The 16,290-nt window shown below is 68.3% G+C and carries 14 protein-coding genes and 1 tRNA gene; 6 read left to right on the top strand and 9 right to left on the bottom strand.

What is annotated here, in order from left to right; translation table 11 throughout:
- Nucleotides 1-400: 400 nt before the first annotated feature.
- Both AB0M99_RS24310 and AB0M99_RS24305 read left to right on the top strand, forming a co-directional pair.
- On the top strand, nt 401-1,801 hold the full coding sequence (locus AB0M99_RS24310) for an aminotransferase class V-fold PLP-dependent enzyme (protein ID WP_365923754.1): 1,401 nt from the start codon (nt 401-403) through the stop codon (nt 1,799-1,801).
- Nucleotides 1,798-3,207: a SidA/IucD/PvdA family monooxygenase gene (locus tag AB0M99_RS24305; RefSeq protein ID WP_365923752.1), complete on the top strand. Its 1,410-nt coding sequence runs from the start codon at nt 1,798-1,800 to the stop codon at nt 3,205-3,207. Before AB0M99_RS24310 ends, AB0M99_RS24305 begins: the two co-directional genes overlap by 4 nt.
- Before the next feature lie 21 nt (nt 3,208-3,228).
- Here AB0M99_RS24305 and AB0M99_RS24300 read toward each other — a convergent pair whose 3' ends face one another.
- Entirely contained in the window at nt 3,229-5,028 is a 1,800-nt protein-coding gene (locus AB0M99_RS24300; protein WP_365923750.1) for a 5'-nucleotidase C-terminal domain-containing protein, read from the bottom strand.
- Nucleotides 5,029-5,156: 128 nt separating this feature from the next.
- Here AB0M99_RS24300 and AB0M99_RS24295 point away from each other — a divergent pair, with 128 nt between their 5' ends.
- A complete protein-coding gene (locus AB0M99_RS24295) occupies nt 5,157-5,888 on the top strand; it encodes an SIMPL domain-containing protein (protein ID WP_365923748.1) in 732 nt (243 codons plus the stop codon).
- Between the two features lie 147 nt (nt 5,889-6,035).
- Nucleotides 6,036-7,463 carry a pyruvate kinase gene (gene pyk / locus AB0M99_RS24290; protein WP_365923746.1) on the top strand — a complete coding sequence of 476 codons (1,428 nt, stop codon included), beginning with the start codon at nt 6,036-6,038 and terminating at the stop codon, nt 7,461-7,463.
- A gap of 95 nt (nt 7,464-7,558) precedes the next feature.
- Here the strand turns inward: pyk and AB0M99_RS24285 are convergent, their stop codons facing one another.
- On the bottom strand, nt 7,559-7,810 hold the full coding sequence (locus AB0M99_RS24285) for an EF-hand domain-containing protein (protein ID WP_365923744.1): 252 nt from the start codon (nt 7,808-7,810) through the stop codon (nt 7,559-7,561).
- 98 nt (nt 7,811-7,908) lie between these two features.
- Between AB0M99_RS24285 and AB0M99_RS24280 the strand changes: the two genes are divergently transcribed.
- Entirely contained in the window at nt 7,909-8,445 is a 537-nt protein-coding gene (locus tag AB0M99_RS24280; RefSeq protein WP_365923742.1) for a hypothetical protein, read from the top strand.
- A 1-nt stretch (nt 8,446) separates the two neighbouring features.
- On the opposite strand, the gene AB0M99_RS24275 is transcribed toward AB0M99_RS24280, so the two are convergent.
- Nucleotides 8,447-9,190 (bottom strand): transcriptional regulator, encoded by a 744-nt coding sequence (locus AB0M99_RS24275; RefSeq protein WP_365923740.1) that lies wholly within the window; start codon nt 9,188-9,190, stop codon nt 8,447-8,449.
- A 110-nt stretch (nt 9,191-9,300) separates the two neighbouring features.
- Nucleotides 9,301-9,375, bottom strand: a tRNA-Leu gene (locus tag AB0M99_RS24270).
- A gap of 99 nt (nt 9,376-9,474) precedes the next feature.
- On the opposite strand from AB0M99_RS24270, the gene AB0M99_RS24265 reads away from it, so the two are divergent.
- On the top strand, nt 9,475-10,128 hold the full coding sequence (locus tag AB0M99_RS24265; RefSeq protein WP_365923738.1) for a response regulator: 654 nt from the start codon (nt 9,475-9,477) through the stop codon (nt 10,126-10,128).
- Between the two features lie 78 nt (nt 10,129-10,206).
- On the opposite strand, the gene AB0M99_RS24260 is transcribed toward AB0M99_RS24265, so the two are convergent.
- The 5 genes from AB0M99_RS24260 to AB0M99_RS24240 all read right to left on the bottom strand — a co-directional run bounded on the left by AB0M99_RS24260 (nt 10,207) and on the right by AB0M99_RS24240 (nt 15,842).
- Complete coding sequence (locus tag AB0M99_RS24260; RefSeq protein ID WP_365923736.1) at nt 10,207-10,923, bottom strand: ABC transporter ATP-binding protein; 717 nt, start codon at nt 10,921-10,923, stop codon at nt 10,207-10,209.
- Entirely contained in the window at nt 10,920-11,846 is a 927-nt protein-coding gene (locus AB0M99_RS24255; protein ID WP_365923734.1) for an ABC transporter ATP-binding protein, read from the bottom strand. The genes AB0M99_RS24260 and AB0M99_RS24255 overlap by 4 nt, the downstream gene beginning before the upstream one ends.
- A complete protein-coding gene (locus AB0M99_RS24250) occupies nt 11,843-13,555 on the bottom strand; it encodes a branched-chain amino acid ABC transporter permease (RefSeq protein ID WP_365923902.1) in 1,713 nt (570 codons plus the stop codon). Before AB0M99_RS24250 ends, AB0M99_RS24255 begins: the two co-directional genes overlap by 4 nt.
- A gap of 5 nt (nt 13,556-13,560) precedes the next feature.
- Nucleotides 13,561-14,493 carry a branched-chain amino acid ABC transporter permease gene (locus AB0M99_RS24245; protein WP_365923732.1) on the bottom strand — a complete coding sequence of 311 codons (933 nt, stop codon included), beginning with the start codon at nt 14,491-14,493 and terminating at the stop codon, nt 13,561-13,563.
- Between the two features lie 110 nt (nt 14,494-14,603).
- Nucleotides 14,604-15,842: a branched-chain amino acid ABC transporter substrate-binding protein gene (locus AB0M99_RS24240; protein WP_365923730.1), complete on the bottom strand. Its 1,239-nt coding sequence runs from the start codon at nt 15,840-15,842 to the stop codon at nt 14,604-14,606.
- Nucleotides 15,843-16,290 lie beyond the last annotated feature (448 nt).

The raw sequence follows: 16,290 nt of genomic DNA, 5'->3' as shown, positions 1-16,290 counted from the left end.
CCTCCGCCGCACGGGACGGGGGCGGCCCGGCCGCCGGGGGAGCGGCGGAGCGCCCGCGCCCGGTGCCGCGGTCCGGCCCTCGGCCCAGCCGCGCTGCGACCGGGCCGGTGGTCCGTAGTCCCGGACTGGGCGCGGGCGCTCCGCCGTGCCCCGGGGGAGCCCGGGCGGCGGGCCCAGTGCCCGTCAGCCACGCCGACCGCCGGGGTCATCACCACCCGTGCCCGCAGACCGCGGGCTCCGCCGCGCCCGGCGCGGTCCGCGCACAGCGAATCGGACAAACCCCGGCGGTTACCCCATTCGGGTCTGATCGTTGTACCGGTCGGGTGCCCGCCCCCTCGGCGGAGCGAGGCCCGCCACCAGGCGGCACCGCGCCGCCACCCCGTTCCCGTGAGGACACCGCATGACCGCGCCGCCGCCCGGCCCAGGCACGCCGCCCCCGCTCGCCGGCGGCCGCGCAGGCGCCCACGCCCTGCGCCCCCTGCTCGACACCGTGCTCGACGCACTGCACAGCGGAGCCAACGCCCGCCGCGGACCCCTCCCGGCCGGCGGCCCCGACGCCCTCACCGCCCGCATCCAGGCCGAACTGGGCACCGTACTCCCCGACCACGGACACGGCGACCACGAGGCACTGCGCACCCTCGTGCACACCCTCGCCGCAGGCGCCGCCGACCCCGCCGACCCCCTGTGCGCAGCACACCTGCACTGCCCACCCCTCGCCGTCGCAGCCGCCGCCGACCTCGCCGCCAGCGCCCTCAACCCCTCCCTCGACTCCTGGGACCAGGCCCCCGCCGCCTCCGCCATCGAAGCCATGGTCACCCGCGCACTGGCCGCCGAGTTCTACGCCACCCCCCACGCCGACGCCGTACTCACCACCGGCGGCACCGAAGCCAACCAACTGGCCCTCCTGCTCGCCCGCGAACGCCACGGCCCCCGCCTCACCGTCCTGCACGGAACCAACGCCCACCACTCCATCGCCCGCGCCGCCTGGCTCCTCGGCCTGCCCCCCGCCCGCGCCGTCGCAGCCCCCGCCGGCACCCTCGACCCCGCCGCCCTCGCCCAAGCCCTCGCCACCACCCCCGGCCCCACCCTCGTCACCGCCACCGCCGGCACCACCGACGCCGGACTCATCGACCCGCTCACCGACATCGCCGACCTCTGTGACCGCCACGGCAACGCCGACCTCCACATCGACGCCGCATACGGCGGCCTCCTCGCCCTCAGCCCCCGCCACCGCACCAAACTCACCGGCCTCACCCGCGCCCGGTCCATCACCCTCGACCTGCACAAACTCGGCTGGCAACCCGTCGCCGCCGGACTCCTCGCCGTCCCCGACACCGCCCTGCTGGCCCCCCTCGCCCACCAGGCCGACTACCTCAACGCCCCCGACGACACCGAAGCCGGCCTACCCGACCTCCTCGGCCGCTCCCTGCGCACCACCCGCCGCGCCGACGCCTTCAAAATCGCAGCCACCCTGCGCTCCCTCGGCCGTGACGGCCTCACCGACCTCATCGACCGCACCTGCGACCTGGCCGACCAGCTCGCCCGCCTCCTCGAAGCACACCCCGCCTTCGAACTCCACGCGGCGCCCACCATCAGCACCGTGCTCTTCCGCCCCACCCGCGCCGACGACACCCGGCTCGCCGCCCTGCGCCGCACTCTCCTCCTCGACGGCAGCGCCGTCCTGGGCCGGGCCACCGCAGACGGCCGCCTGTGGCTCAAAGCAACCCTGCTCAACCCCCACACCACGGCCGGGGACCTGGACACCCTCGTGAACCTCCTGGAAGGCAGCGCCCACCGATGACCGCCCAGCTCGATGCACCCCACGACCTCGTCGGAATCGGCATCGGCCCCTTCAACCTCTCCCTCGCAGCCCTCGCCCACGGACTGCCCCAACAAGGAGCCGGCGAACTCGCCACCGCCTTCTACGACCAGCGCCGCGACTTCCGCTGGCACCCCGGACTCCTCATCGAAGGAGCCACCCTCCAAGTCCCCTTCCTCGCCGACCTCGTCACCCTCGCCGACCCCGCCAGCCCCTGGACCTTCCTCAGCTACCTCAAGCACAAGGAACGACTCTTCCCCTTCTACTTCGCCGAGCAGTTCCACATCCAGCGCGCCGAATACGACGCCTACTGCCGCTGGGTCGCCGGCCGCCTCCCCGGACTCCACTTCGGCCACCAGGTCGACGCCGTCCGCTGGAACCCCGAACGCGACCTCTTCGAAGTCGACTTCACCCAACTCGACGCCGACGGCGAAGCCGAAGCCCTCGGCCGCACCCACACCCGCCACCTCGCCCTCGGCGTCGGCACCCAGCCCTACATCCCCGAACCCCTGCGCCCCCTCGCCGAAGCCCCCACCGTCCCGGTGATCCACTCCGCCGAATACCTGGACAACCGCCCGCGCATCCTCGGCGCCGACCACGTCACCGTCATCGGCTCCGGCCAGTCAGGCGCCGAAGTCTTCCTCGACCTGCTCCGCTCCCGCCCCGCCGGCCGCGAACGCCTCACCTGGCTCGCCCGCACCCCCTCCTTCGCCCCCATGGAGTACTCCAAGCTCGGCCTGGAACACTTCACCCCCGACTACACCCGCTACTTCCACTCCCTGCCCGAACCCGTCCGCGACCGGCTCGTCCCCGCCCAATGGCAACTCCACAAAGGCATCGACGCCGACACCATCGCCGCCATCCACGACGAGCTCTACCGCCGCACCCTCGACGGCGGCTGGCCCGACGCCGTCCTCACCCCCGGAGTCAGCGTCCGCACCGCCGGCCGCGTCGCCACCACCAAAGTCGAACTCCACCTCGAACACGTCGAACAGGGCACCCGCTCCCGCCTCACCACCGACGCCGTCATCCTCGCCACCGGCTACCAGGAACGCCCCCTCGGCAGCCTCCTCGCGGGCCTCGACCCGTACCTGCGCAAGGACTCCTCCGGCCGCCCCCGCATCGACGACCGCTACCGGATGATCACCGACCCAGCCGTCACCGGCAGCATCTTCGTCCAGAACGGCGAACGCCACACCCACGGCGTCGGAACCCCCGACCTCGGCCTCGCCGCCTGGCGCAGCGCCGCCATCCTGAACACCCTCACGGGCAAGGAGCCCTACCCCCAGCCCACCCGCACCGCCTTCACCACCTTCGGCCTCGAACAGCGGGAACACACCCGGCCCCGGCCGGCCGGCGAACTGCTCCCGCTGGTCGAGCACCCGTAACAACGCGACCGTCCGACGCGCCTAGAACACCGGAACCCCGGCCCGCGTCAGACGCCAGTCCACCGACGCGAACTGCGCCGGATCGATCGTCCCCTTCGCCTTCACCCACTGGATGATCGTGTTGCGTATCTCGTCCGAGTTCGCCCACACCTGCCGGGCCTGAGGCACATGCGGGAAGTTCCCGCCACCCGAAGCCCGGTAGTTGTTCACCGCCAGCACGAACTGCGCCGCCGGATCCACCGCCTTCCCCTGGAAGGACAGCCCGGTGATCCGCGAACCCACCGGCTGCGCGATGTCGACGTCGTACGTCAGCCCGTACACGGCGTCGTAGTTGTAGTCCGGCGTGCCCTCCGCGTTCGTCAGCTTCGCCGGATCCACCGCGTCACCCGGCGCGGTCCGCACGTAGTACCTCGCCGAGTACTCCAGATACGCCTTCACCTGCGCGCCCGTCAGCAGCCGCGCCTCCAGCGTGTTCTCGAACGGGTACAGCCCCGCCGCGTCCTTGAGGGTCACCCGGCCGGCCGGGATCGCCGCCGTTCGCGAGAAGCACGACGCCTGAGACAGCACCGGAAGCGCCGCCCACTCCGTACCCGCCAGCGCGCCCCGGACCGTCTCCGCCTGGACATGGTTGATCAGGTCGATGATCGCCACGTCCTTCACCGGACCGTCGGCAGAGGTCATCGCCTGCGTCGACGTCCCGATCACCTGGTTGACGTACGCCACGACCTTGCCGTGCTCGTCCGACAACAGCCGCGTGATCTTCGGGTCCTCGGCCGCGGTGTTCGAGTTCAGCACCCGCGCCGACACCTTCGCCACCGACCAGGAGCCCTTGGCCCACGTCAGCTCGAAGTCGAACAGCGTCAGACGCTGACCCCACTTCAGCGGCTCCGACAGGACCACGTCCTTGCCCGTCGCCTTGTTCTTCACCCGGTACTCCGGGATCTCCGTGTGCGCGTGACCCACCAGGATCGCGTCGATCCCCGGAACCTGCTCCGCCACCAGAGCCGCCGCGTTCTCGATGTACGGCAGCTGATCCCCGTACGAGGACGTCCCGCTCGACCCCGAATGCGCCGACACGATCACCACGTCCGCACCCATCGAACGCAGCCGCGGAACGTACTTCGCCGCCTGCTCCTCCAGCCCCGGGAACGTCATCTTCCCCTGCACGTTGGCCTTGTCCCAGATCGCGATCCCGGGATTCGTCAGCCCCAGCACCGCCACCTTCACATCCCGCCCGTGCGGGGTGCGCAGCCGGTGCATGCTGTAGGGCGCGAACGCCGGCCGCTGCGTCTTCGCATCCAGCGCATTGGCCCCCAGCAACGGGAAGTCGCACTGCTCCTCGAACTTCCGCAGCACCGGAATGCCGTAATTGAACTCGTGATTGCCCAGCGCCGCCGCGTCATAACCGATCGCGTTCATCGCCTGGGCCATCGGATGCACCGGGCCCCGACGCGCGGTGATCGGGTCCACCTTCGCGTAGTAGTACGACAACTGCGTGCCCTGAATGGTGTCACCGGCATCGATCAGCAGCGTGTTGCACCGCCCCTTCTCCGCCCGCACCTCATTCACCAGGGTCGAGATCTTCGCCAGACCGACGTCGTTGTGCGCCTTGTCGTCGAACTCCTTGTCCGTGAAATAGTCCCAGTTAAAGACATTTCCGTGCAGATCGGTCGTCCCCATCACCGTGAACGCGTACGTACGCGACCCGGCAGCACCCGACACCGGCTGCGCGGCGGCCGGGGTGCTCGTGGCCCCCGCCAACGCCACTGCCGCCCCGGTCGCAGCCGAGGTGCCCAGAAAAGTCCTACGGTCGAACGCCATGCCATCTCCCCTTTTGAGGCGTGAACAACGCGCGTAGATTCTGACCCACGGGTAACAACCGGCAACACCCCCGTCAGGTTTCGATCCGATGACCACACCCGAACGAGCGACGGTGCGAGAGTGAAACCATGACCCAGGACGCACCGCACCACGACGCACAGCACCACGACGCACCCCACCAGCCCTACGGAACCCCCGAAGTACCCCGCGTCGCAGTCCGCGGCGAAGCACGCCTCGAAGTCGACCCCGAAATCGCCCGCATCGGCATCGCCGTCAGCGCCCGCGGCACCGACCGCCGCACCGCACTGGAAGACCTCACCCGCCGCAACAACACCGTCCTCGACCTCATCAAGAGCTACGGCGACCCCGTGGAAAAGATCGAAACCGGCGCCTTCTCCATCACCCCCGAACTCACCCGCCACGGCCGCGGCGAACGCATCCGCGCCTACCACGGACGCGTCCACATCACCGCCGAACTCAACGACTTCACCACCCTCGGCGAGCTCACCACACGCCTCGCCGACCTCGAACTCACCCAGGTCGACGGCCCCTGGTGGGCCCTGCGCCCCACCTCGCCCGCCCACGGCGAAGCCCGCCGCCAAGCCGTACTCGAAGCCGTCCAACGCGCCCGCGAATACGCCGCCGCCCTCGGCGCCGACCTCGCCGCCCTCGTCGAACTCGCCGACCTCGGCGCCGAGAACGCCCTCCCCTTCCAAGCAGCCCCCGCCGGCGCAATGCGCACCATGGCCTTCACCGCCGCCGAGGGCGCCGGCCCCCCGCCCCTCGACCTGGAACCCCAGCGTCAGACCGTCTACGCCCAGGTCAACGCCCGCTTCACGATGACCCCGCCCACACTCTGAGAAACCCGCACCATCAGCACCCCGGGGGTGCTCATCAGAGCACCCCCATGCACATTCAACAATTGTCAACAACCTTTTTCCCAAAGGTTGTTGAGCGGACACCCGGAACCAATTTCCTACCGCCTGGTAGGGGCATACCCTCGCCCCATGCGACGAGCGAAAATCGTATGTACCCTGGGCCCCGCCACCGACTCATACGACCAGATCAAAGCCCTGGTCGAAGCCGGAATGGACATCGCCCGCTTCAACCTCAGCCACGGCACCTACGCCGAACACGAGGAGCGCTACCAGCGCGTACGCAAAGCCTCCGACGAAACCGGCCGCAGCGTCGGCATCCTCGCAGACCTTCAAGGCCCGAAGATCCGCCTCGGCCGCTTCCGCGAAGGACCCGTACTCCTTGAACGCGGCGACGAGTTCACCATCACCGTCGAAGACCACGAAGGCGACCGCCACACCTGCGGCACCACCTACAAAGGCCTCGCCGCAGACGTCACCACAGGCGAACGCATCCTCGTCGACGACGGACGCGTCACCCTCCAAGTCGTAGCGGTCGACGGCCCCCGCGTCCGCACCGTCGTCGTCGAAGGCGGCATGGTCTCCGACAACAAGGGCCTCAACCTCCCCGGCGTCGCGGTCTCCGTACCCGCACTCTCCGAAAAGGACATCGAGGACCTCCGCTGGGCCCTGCGCACCGGCGCCGACGTCATCGCCCTCTCCTTCGTCCGCAGCGGCAACGACATCCAAGACGTCCACCGCATCATGGACGAAGAAGGCCGCCGCCTCCCCGTCATCGCCAAGATCGAAAAGCCCCAAGCCGTCGAAAACATCGACGACATCGTCGCCGCCTTCGACGGCATCATGGTCGCCCGCGGCGACCTCGGCGTCGAAATGCCCCTGGAACAAGTCCCCATCGTCCAGAAGCGCGCCGTCAAACTCGCCAAGCGCAACGCCAAACCCGTCATCGTCGCCACCCAGATGCTCGACTCGATGATCGACAACTCCCGACCCACCCGCGCCGAAGCCTCCGACGTCGCCAACGCCGTCATCGACGGCACCGACGCCGTCATGCTCTCCGGCGAAACCAGCGTCGGCAAATACCCCGTCGAAACCGTCCGCACCATGGCCCGCATCGTCGAAGCCGCCGAAGAAGACATCCTCGCCAAGGGCCTCCCACCCCTCACCGACCGCAACAAGCCCCGCACCCAAGGCGGAGCCGTCGCCCGCGCCGCCGCCGAAATGGGCGACTTCCTCGGCGCCAAATTCCTCGTCGCCTTCACCCAGAGCGGAGACACCGTCCGCCGACTCTCCCGCTACCGCTCACCCATCCCCCTCCTCGCCTTCACCCCCGACCCCTCCACCCGCTCCCAGCTCAACCTCACCTGGGGCGTCGAAACCTTCCTCGGCCCCCACGTCGACTCCACCGACGCCATGGTCGACCAAGTCGAAGAAGAACTCCTGCGCATCGGCCGCTGCATCCCCGGCGACATCGTCGTCATCACCGCCGGCTCACCCCCCGGCGTCACCGGATCCACCAACCTCGTCCGCGTCCACCACATCGGCGACGCCGTCCGCTGACCCACCCGCCGCCACCGCACCACCAGACGTACGAGACGCACCGCGTCGGGCAACCCGGACCAGCCCGACGCGGTCACCCACACCCCCCACACCCACTACCAGCCGAAACGCCGATCGACCACGGCCGCGAACTCCTCGAAGGTCAACACCGCATCCCCATTCGCATCAGCCGCATCGAACAACGCCGACGACGCATCCACGTCCCCCACACCCCAGAACGGCAAATCCCCACGCGCAGCCAACGTCGGCCCCTTCGACCGCAGCGCAGAAATCACCTCCACCCGAGTCAGCTCACCGTCCTCATTCAGATCGAGCGCATCGAACAGCTTCCGGGCCTTCTCACTCATCACGCAGTCCCCACTTCCTCTTCGGCCTTCACCGCAACCTAACCTGAGGCCAACCGGTCATCGCACGATGATCGAGGAACACCCCCAGGACGGACCAGATGACCGACCAGGCACACCGACCGGCCACAGAACCCGGCCACACCTGCGAACACCGCCCGGGCACCTGCCGACTGCCCGACCCCTGGATGTGCGACGTCTTCTACGTCGACGGAAGCCTCCGCGACATCACCGTCCAGGACACCGACGACACCCGCTGGAACCAGGTCCTGCGCCACCTCGGCGACGCCGCCGACGCACTCACCTGGTACGACGGCGACACGGGGCAGGACGTCGACGGGAGCGGCGCCGTGGCTGCGCTGGACGCGCTGGACGCGGGCACGACGGCGAGCCTCTCCGTCCGCTTCGGCCGGACCAGGATCACGGCCAGCCTGCCGGTCGACTGGATCGAATTCTCCCTCTGGCCCGACGACATCGAGGACGCGGACCACGTCGCCGACGTGCTGCGCTTCCTGACGGAACTGGGCACGGCCTGCGGCCGCCCGGCCGTCCTCACCGCCGAGACCGTCACCGGCCACCACCAGCTGCCGCCGCTGATCACCTACGACCCCGCCACCGGGACCGTCACCCACTTCTGACCTAGTACTTCGGGCCGATGTGGGCGTCCATGAGGGCGACGGACGCCTTCCGCGCGATGGACACGTTCAGGGGGTCACTGCCGCGCGCGAGGATCGTCCACTGGACGCCGACCTTGGCGAGCGTGTCGGTGCAGAGCTTCCGAATGTCGTCCGACTTGTTGGTGAAGAAGTAGCGCGGGTACTCGTAGCGCTTGCCGTTGCGGACGGTCCAGTTGATGATCCGGCACCCGTCGGAGTGGATCAGCCCTCGGAGGAACTCCCAGGGGTGATCGTCCACGATCTCCTGCTGCCAATCGTGGAGGACGATGCGCCGCTCGTGCTTCCTTCCCGCCCCGTGCTGCGGGAACAGGCACGTCCAGTGCCGACCGTAGCTGGTGACGTTGACGCAGCCCTGGCGCTGCAACACGTAGACCTTGTCGGACGGGCGCACCGCCAAGATGGCGGCTCGGCACTGCTCGATGAGGCCCGGCCATGCGTCCGCACAGGCGATGCGGAGATAGTGGCCACCTCGCGGGTGCGAGCTGATGCACCCGTCACCGAGATAGAGGCCGAGAAGGTAGGAGTATGCAGCTGGGTCGCCCGGGCCGGAGCAGGGCGATCGTTCGGCCCGGGGCAGCGGGTTGATGCGAACCTGCCATGCGCGGATGGCAGCCCGGGATATCCCCGTTTCCTTGCTGACTGAGTTCATGCTGCGGCCGCTGCTCAAGAGCTCAAGCGTGCGGTTGCGGGTGTCCATGTCGTACATGCGCTCGACGTTGCCGCGGGCATTCTGCCCACGTTGCGCATTTTGGGTCTGCGCCGCTGAAAAGAGTGAAGGTCACGCATTCTCGCGTGACCTTGGAAAATAAGGAAAAGTGCCCCGGGTCGGACTCGAACCGACACTGAATGGGTTTTGAATCCATCGCCTGCTGCCAATTGGGCTACCGGGGCCCCGCGAATCGAAGGTTAACCCCGACCCGCTGCGAGTCCACCTTACCGTAGCTAGGTAGGCTCGGGGGAGCAGTAACGCCCCGTATCAAGGAGCCCTCCGTGACCGCCGAGCACGAGTCGACGCCCACGCCCGACGCCGACCAGTCGCACGTTCCGCCGCTGACGACCCGGGTCGTCATCGCCGAGGACGAGGCGCTCATCCGTCTCGACCTCAAGGAGATGCTCGAAGAAGAGGGGTACTCCGTCGTCGGCGAGGCCGGAGACGGGCAGAAGGCCGTCGAGCTCGCTCGTGAGCACCGGCCCGACCTGGTCATCCTCGACGTGAAGATGCCGGTCCTGGACGGCATCTCCGCGGCCGAGAAGATCGCGGAGGAGTCCATCGCCCCCGTGCTCATGCTGACCGCGTTCTCGCAGCGCGACCTGGTCGAGCGGGCGAGGGACGCCGGGGCCATGGCGTACCTGGTGAAGCCGTTCTCCAAGAGTGACGTGGTGCCGGCGATCGAGATGGCCGTGTCCCGGTTCGCGGAGCTGAAGGCGCTGGAGAAGGAGGTCGCGGACCTCTCGCTGCGGCTGGAGACGCGCAAGCTGGTGGACCGGGCCAAGAGCATTCTGCAGACGCAGTACGGGCTGACGGAGCCGGCCGCGTTCCGGTGGATCCAGAAGTCTTCGATGGACCGCCGGATGTCGATGCAGCAGGTCGCCGAGGTGGTCATCGAGGACGCCGAGGCGAAGAAGAAGGACGGCGGCAAGTAGGCCGTAGGTCTCTTCCGGACGTGCGTGAGGCCCGCCTCCCCCCGAGGGGAGGCGGGCCTCACACGTTTGTGCCGGGTGCTAGTCCTCGCCGAGGTACGCCTTGCGGACGTCCTCGTTGTGGAGGAGTTCCTGGCCGGTGCCGGAGAGGACGATCTTGCCGATCTCCATCACGTGGGCCTGGTCGGCCAGCGAGAGCGCTGCCTGGGCGTTCTGCTCGACGAGCAGGATCGTGGTGCCGGTCGCCTTCAGTTCGGCGATGGTTGCCATGATCTTCTGCATCATCAGCGGGGAGAGGCCCATGGAGGGCTCGTCCAGCATGAGCAGCTTGGGCTGGCACATGAGGGCGCGGCCCATGGCGAGCATCTGCTGCTCGCCGCCCGAGAGGGTGCCGGCGGCCTGCTTGCGGCGCTCTCCCAGGATGGGGAAGAGGTCGTAGGCGCGCTGGATGTCCTTCTCGATGCCTTCCTTGTCGGTGCGCAGGAAGGCGCCGAGCTGGAGGTTTTCGGCGATCGTCAGCCGGGGGAAGATGTGGCGTCCCTCGGGGGAGTGGGCCAGCTTCATGGCGACGATGCGGTGTGCGGGTACGCCGGCGAGGGGCTGGCCGTCGAAGGTGATGTTGCCCGCGCTGGGCTTGAGGAGCCCGGAGAGGGTGCGGAGGGTGGTTGTCTTGCCGGCGCCGTTGGTGCCGACGAGGCAGACGATTTCGCCTTCGTTGACTTCGAAGGAGATGCCCTTGACGGCTTCGATCTTGCCGTAGGCGACTTTGAGGTCTTCGACCTTGAGCAGTGCGGTCACTTGGCCTCTCCTTCCGTGCTGGTGGTGCTGTCCGTCGGGGCTTCCGCTTCGGCTTCGGTTTCGGTTTCGGCCTCTGCGTGGGCTTCGGCGGCCTCGACTTCGGCGACTTCTTCGTCGCCGGGGGCGCCTTCGAAGGGGGTGCCGAGGTAGGCGGCGATGACGCGTTCGTCGCCCTGGACTTCGGCGGCGGTGCCTTCGATGAGCTTTTCGCCCTGGACGAGGCAGGCGACGCGGTCGCAGAGGTTGAAGATGAAGCGCATGTCGTGCTCGATGACGAGTACGGCGATGCCCATGTCGCGGATGGCGAAGATGAGTTCTTCGGCGGCGCGGGTTTCCTGCGGGTTCATGCCGGCGGTGGGCTCGTCCAGGAGGATGAGGCCGGGGTCGCTGGCGAGGGCGCGGGCGATTTCGAGCTTGCGCTGTTCGCCGTAGGGGAGGTTCTTGGCGAGGTGGCCGGCCTTGTGCTTGAGGCCGATGAACTCCAGGAGTTCCATGGCTCGTGCTTCGCTGGCGGCTTCGGCCTTCTTGAAGCCGGGGCCGCGCAGGAGGGCGGACCAGAGGCCTTCCTTGGTGCGGGTGTGGCGTCCGACGAGGACGTTTTCCAGCACGGTCATGTTGTGGAAGAGCCGGATGTTCTGGAAGGTGCGGGCGACGCCTGCTGCGGTGACCTTGTGGGGTGTGGGCGGCAGGACGGTGCCCTTGTAGCTGACGGTGCCCTCGGTGGGGACGTACAGCCCGGTGAGGCAGTTGAAGAAGGTGGTCTTGCCGGCGCCGTTGGGGCCGATGAGGCCGACGATTTCGCCGGCGTTGACCTTGAGGTCGACGCCCTTGACGGCGGTGAGGCCGCCGAAGCGCATGGTGACGCCGCTGGCTTCGAGGACGGTGGTCGTGGTGGTGGTGTCTGTGGTGGTCATGGTGTTCACGCCCCCGCCTTGGCGGTGGCCAGGTCCGTGGGGGCCTGGTCAGTCGTCTCTTCGTCGTGGTACTCGAGCTGCGCCCGCTTGTTGGCGATGAGGCCTTCGGGGCGGAAGCGCATGAGCAGGATGAGGGCGATGCCGAAGGCGAGGAGCTGGTAGTCCTGGAGGAAGGCCAGCTTCGCCGGGATCAGGAAGAGGAGTGCGGCGCCGAGGATGGGGCCGCGGATGGTGCCCATGCCGCCGAGGATGACGGCGGCGAGGAGGAACGCGGAGTTCGGCGGGACGGGTCCGGCGAAGACGTAGTTCTCGGGGACGACCGTGCTGTTGACGTGTGCCTGGACGGTGCCGGCGAGGCCGGCGAGGGTGGCGCCGAGGGCGAAGGCGATGAGCTTGACCTTGAAGCCGTTGATGCCCATGGCTTCGGCGGCGGTCTCGTCTTCCCGGATGGCGACCCAGGCGCGGCCGATGCGGCTGTTGCCGGCTCGGGCGAAGACCAGGACGACGAAGGCCATGACGAGCAGCATCAGGAAGTAGTAGTTGGCGTAGGCGCCGAGGGTGATGCCGCCGACGTCGTGGGACTCCCCGAAGTTCCACCCGAAGATTTCGAGGTGGGGGATGTTGGGGATGCCGTTGGGGCCGTTGGTGATGTCGGGGCCGGAGTCGCCGTCGAGGTTGCCCATGGCGATGCGGAAGATTTCTCCGAAGCCGAGGGTGACGATGGCGAGGTAGTCGCCGCGCAGGCGCAGGGTGGGTGCGCCGATGACCACGCCGAAGATGAGTGAGGCGAGGGCGCCGACGATCATTGCCGCCCAGAAGGGGAGGCGGATGTCGAAGGCGGAGGCGGTGCTTCCGGAGACGAGGGCGGCGGTGTAGGCGCCGACGCCGAGGAAGGCGACGTAGCCGAGGTCGAGGAGGCCGGCGAGGCCGACGACGACGTTGAGGCCGAGGGCGACGGTCGCGAAGATCAGGATGTTGACCGCGATGAGCGTGTAGGTGTCGCCGCTCTGCTGGATGAAGGGGAAGGCGATCGCGGCGGCCGCGGTCCCGAGGAGGGTGACCTGGCGGTTGTTCGCGGTGATGGTGCTGAAGCGGTCCAGGAGGCCGGACTTGAGCAGGGCGAAGGCCGCGAAGCCGACGACGAGCAGGTAGGTGACGAAGAGCTGCGGTTCCTTGTCATCGGTGTCGATGCCGAAGGTGATGACGTAGAGGCCGAGGGCGAAGACGCCGGTGACGATGAGGATCTCGGCCCAGGAGGGCAGCTTCTTGGCGGGGGCCGCCTTGTGGCTGTCGTCGGGGAGCTTGTACGCGGCCAGGGCCGCGATGAGCGAGCCGACGAGGGCGACGTAGGCGCCGGGCTCCAGGTGGACCACGCCGTCGAGGACGATGGCGATGGCGATGACGGTGAACCAGGTGCCGGCGAGGGTGCCGAGCGCGAGGATCCATACGGGCTTGCGGGCGCCGGTGGGGGTGAGCCAGCGGAAGCCCTTGATGCCGAGTGCGGAGAGCGCGTGGGCGGTGGTGAGGAGGGCGGCCAGCAGACTGAGGGCCTGGATGGGCGCGGGGCTGCCGTAGTAGGTCAGGTCGCCGGGGAAGTCGGGGGTCCATGTCCAGGCGAGGAACGCGCTGATCATGGTGATGAGGCTGCCGCCGATGACCGCGTAGAGGAGTGCGGCGGGGGCGGGGCCCTGCTTGGCCGGGGTGGTGTTGGTGGTCATGGTTCTCACGCCCGATCCGCGACGCGCTCGCCGAGCAGGCCTTGTGGCCGCACGAGGAGGACGACGATGAGGAGTACGAACGCCCAGACGTTGGACCAGGCTCCACCGCCGAGCTGCTGCATGCCGGGGATCTCTTCGATGTAGGCGATCGAGAGGGCTTCGGCGAGGCCGAGGACGACGCCGCCGACCATGGCGCCGTAGATGTTTCCGATGCCGCCGAGGACGGCTGCGGTGAAGGCCTTGAGGCCGAGGATGAAGCCCATTTCGAAGTTGATCTGGCCCTTGTCGACGCCGTAGGCGACGGCGGCGACGGCAGCGAACGCGGCACCGATGGCGAAGGCCATGACGATGATGCGGTCGGTGTTGATGCCCATCAGCTTCGCGGTGTCCGGGTCCTGCGCGGTGGCCTGCATGGCGCGGCCGCTGCGGCTCTTCGAGACGAAGATGCCGAGGGCGAGCATGCAGAGCGGGGCGAGGACGAGGACGAAGGCGTCGGCGCGCTGGATGGCGAGGCTGTCGGTGATCTTGAAGGCTTCGCCCTTGAACTCGGGGAAGCTGACGGCCTTCTTGGCGTCCGGGTAGAACTGCCAGACGAGTTGCTGGAGCGCGATCGAGAGGCCGATTGCGGTGATGAGGGGGGCGAGCCGGGGTGCGCTGCGCAGCGGGCGGTATGCGAAGCGTTCGGCTGCGGTGGCTACGGCGACGGAGGCGAGTGCGCCTCCGACGATCATGACGGGGATCGCGATCAGCAGGGAGGTGCCGGTCGGGAGGGCGGTGTAGGCGGTGAGCGCGCCGAAGCCGCCGATCATGAAGATCTCGCCGTGGGCGAAGTTGATGAGCTGGACGATGCCGTAGACCATGGTGTACCCGATGGCGATGAGGCCATACAGGGCACCGAGGGCCAGGCCGTTGGCCAGCTGTTGCGGCAGTTCGTGCACCGCAGGGCCTCCGATGAGCGTGTCGGATAAGACTCCGCGCGAGGGCGCTGTTTGCGCCCTCGCGCGGTGTGGTTCAGGTGTTTCGGGTGTTGCTCGGTACTACTGGGGTCTTACTGGTTGAAGGTGTCGCTCTTGACGTCGACCCACTTGCCGTTCTCGACCTTGTAGACGGTGAGCTGCTTGTTGGTGGTGTCGCCGTACTGGTCGAAGGCGACCTTGCCGGTCACGCCTTCGAAGGAAACCTTGCCGAGGGCCTCGACGACTGCGGCGCGGCCGCCGTCGGCGGGGAGCTTGCCGTTGTTGGCGGCGACGACGGCCTTGACGGCCTGGATGACGGCCCAGCCGGCGTCGTAGGAGTAGCCGCCGTAGGCCGCGTACGGGTCCTTGTAGCCGCCGGCCTGGTAGTCCGTGATGAACTGCTTGGCGGTGGGCAGCTTCTCGACCGGGTAGCCGATCGAGGTGGAGAGGTCGCCCTCGTTGGCCTCGCCGGAGGCGCTGATGAAGGCGGGGTCCTGGATGCCGTCGCCGCCCATGAGCGGGATCTTGGCGCCGGTCTTCTTGATCTGGTCGGCGAGGAGGCCGCCCTCGGGGTACTGGCCGCCGAAGTAGACGGAGTCGGCGCCGGAGGTCTTGACCTTGTCGGCGGTGGAGGAGAAGTCGGTCTCCTTCACGGTGACGTGGTCGGTGCCGACGACCTCGCCGCCGAGCTTCTTGAACTCGTCGGAGAAGATCGCGGCCAGGCCGGCGCCGTAGGTCTGCTTGTCGTCGACGACGAAGACCTTCTTCTTGCCGGCGTCCTTGAAGAGGTACTGGGCGGCGAACTTGCCCTGGACCACGTCGGTGGCGGCGGTGCGGAAGTAGGTCTTGAAGGGGCGCTTGTACTCGCCCTTGCCCCAGTTGTCGCCCTGGCTGAGCGAGGGGTTGGTGTTGGCGGGCGAGACCTGCGCCAGGTTGGCGGAGGCGAAGACGCCCTGCATCTGCTGGGCGACGCCGGAGTTCAGCGGGCCGACGACGCCGATGACGTCCTTGTTGCCGACGAGCTTGGTGGCGTTGGCCTGGCCGGAGGCCGGGACGGCCTGGTCGTCGAGGGCTTCGACCTTGAACTCGATGCCGGGGACCTCGTTGTTCTTGTTGGCCGTCTTGGCCGCGAGGTCGACGGAGTTCTTGATGCCCTGGCCGAGCGCGGAGAGCGAGCCGGTGAGGGGGGCGTCCACGCCGATGACGACGACGGTCTTGGCTCCGTCGGTCTTGTCCCCCGGCTTCGCCTCGTCGCGCGAACCGCAGGCGGTGAGGGTCAGTGCACCGGTGGTGATCACGGTGGTGAGGACGAGCAAAGAACGGTGTCGCACGATTCTTCCTTTCCCTGGCGCGGCACGCCTCAGGTGAGGTGCCGATAGTTCGCCGGGCCGCACTGGGAGGTCCACGGCCGTGCTGGGTCGCACCTTGCGGCGCGGTGACTGGCCGTGACTCTAGGCCCGAGGTGGTGAATGCGGGGAGCAGGGAAAGGAGGATGTGACGCTCTTGTTATGCCAAGGCCAAGAATGTGTGGCGGGAGTGCGGACAGATCGGGCTTTTAGCGACCTAGCGGGATTGACCACATGCTGAGAAATCACCGCTCCTCTAAGGGGCTTGAGGCCCTCATGGTCCTGTCATTGATCGAAGTGGGCAAAATGTCGCAGGGCGTGTCCGAGGGAACCCGGCGGGTGGCATTCCACCTGGGAAGGAGCGGATTCCGTCCGGCATCGACATTACTGAGGGTAATTTTTTCCCTTGATCCACCACGCCGTGGTGGATCTT

The sequence above is a fragment of the Streptomyces sp. NPDC051183 genome (assembly GCF_040682455.1).
Classification (GTDB): Bacteria; Actinomycetota; Actinomycetes; order Streptomycetales; family Streptomycetaceae; genus Streptomyces.
This window is presented reverse-complemented; position numbering and strand designations above follow the sequence as displayed.